Here is a 1,417-nt window from a genome sequence, read left to right on the forward strand (position 1 = left end):
AGAGGGTGTCAGATCTGTTGTGTAAGGGCGTGACCTCTGTTCTGAGTCGTTGAGCGACTCGAGAGAGGACACCCAATGAGCGATGTGCAGGACACTGTTGAGGTGGGGCGGCGGCGCAGGGATGCTGATGAGCCGCGTCTGGTGGATCAGCAGCAGGCGGAGGCGTTGGTTGCGCAGGCCCGCGAGCAGGGTGTGGAACTGCTCGGTGATGGTGGTCTGTTGCGGCAGATGACCAAGGCCGTGCTGGAGCGGGCGTTGGCGGAGGAGTTGACCGACCATCTCGGCTATGAGGTGGGTGATCCGGCGGGACAGGGATCGGGTAACAGCCGCAACGGGTACTCGGCCAAGACAGTCCTGACCGAGGCCGGCGCCGTGGAGATCGACGTGCCGAGGGACCGTAACGGCACCCATGAGCCGAAGATCGTACGCAAGGGGCAGCGACGCCTGGACGGCATCGACAAGATCGTCATCGGGTTGTATGCGCGGGGCATGACCGTGCGCGACATCCAGGCCCACCTCGCCGAGATCTACGACATCGATGTGTCCCCGGACCTGATCTCCAAGATCACCGACGCGGTCCTGGACGAGGTCAAGGAGTGGCAGTCCCGGCCACTGGATCCGGTATGGCCGGTGGTGTTTCTCGACGCCATCGTCTGCAAGGTCCGCGACGCGGGCACGGTCAAGAACAAGGCCGCGCACCTGGCCGTCGGGGTCGACGTCGACGGCAAGAAGGAAGTCCTGGGCATCTGGGTCGAGCAGACCGAGGGCGCCAAGTTCTGGCTGCGGGTGATGAACGACCTGCGCGCGCGAGGGCTGCAGGACGTGCTCATCGTCGTCTGCGACGGCTTGGTCGGTCTGCCCGCCGCCATCGAGGCCGTCTGGCCCGACGCGCTGGTGCAGACCTGCATCGTGCACCTGACCCGCGCATCGCTGCGGTGGGTCAACTACGCCGACCGCAAGAAGGTCGCCGCGCAGCTGCGCCTGATCTACGGCGCACCCACCGAACAAGCCGCCCGTGACGCCCTCGACGCCTGGACCGACTCGGAGATCGGCCGGCAGTACCCGGCGATCCGCCGACAGTGGGACGCCGCCTGGGAGCAGGTGATCCCCTTCTTCGCGTTTCCACCAGAGGTCCGCAAGGTCATCTACACCACGAACATGATCGAGTCGATCAACTATCAACTCAGAAAGATCACGAAGACCCGCGGTCACTTCCCGACCGACGACGCCCTGATCAAGCTGCTCTACCTCGGCTGCCGCCAGATCGGACGCACCGCCCGCGCCGCCCGCGCAGGCAGGTCAACCTACAACTGGAAAATCGCCATGAACCAGTTCGACATCATGTTCCCCGGACGCCTGGACAAGGCATAACATCACCAACCAGGTCAGGCCCTTACACAAACGAACTGACAGGCCC

1 protein-coding gene is annotated in these 1,417 nt (G+C 64.5%); it reads left to right on the forward strand.

The genetic code is table 11. The features are described from left to right. Positions 1 to 75 precede the first annotated feature (75 nt). Positions 76 to 1,371 carry an IS256 family transposase gene (locus BXA10_RS30240; RefSeq protein WP_425436141.1) on the forward strand — a complete coding sequence of 432 codons (1,296 nt, stop codon included), beginning with the start codon at positions 76 to 78 and terminating at the stop codon, positions 1,369 to 1,371. The last annotated feature ends 46 nt before the right edge of the window (positions 1,372 to 1,417 follow it).

Origin of the sequence: Micromonospora avicenniae (assembly GCF_900156065.1) — a bacterium.
GTDB classification, from domain to species: domain Bacteria; phylum Actinomycetota; class Actinomycetes; order Mycobacteriales; family Micromonosporaceae; genus Micromonospora; species Micromonospora avicenniae.

Bases quoted from the DNA above. Each gene is read 5' to 3' on its own strand.
- BXA10_RS30240 (WP_425436141.1), top strand. From the start codon at position 76: ATGAGCGATGTGCAGGACACTGTTGAGGTGGGGCGGCGGCGCAGGGAT.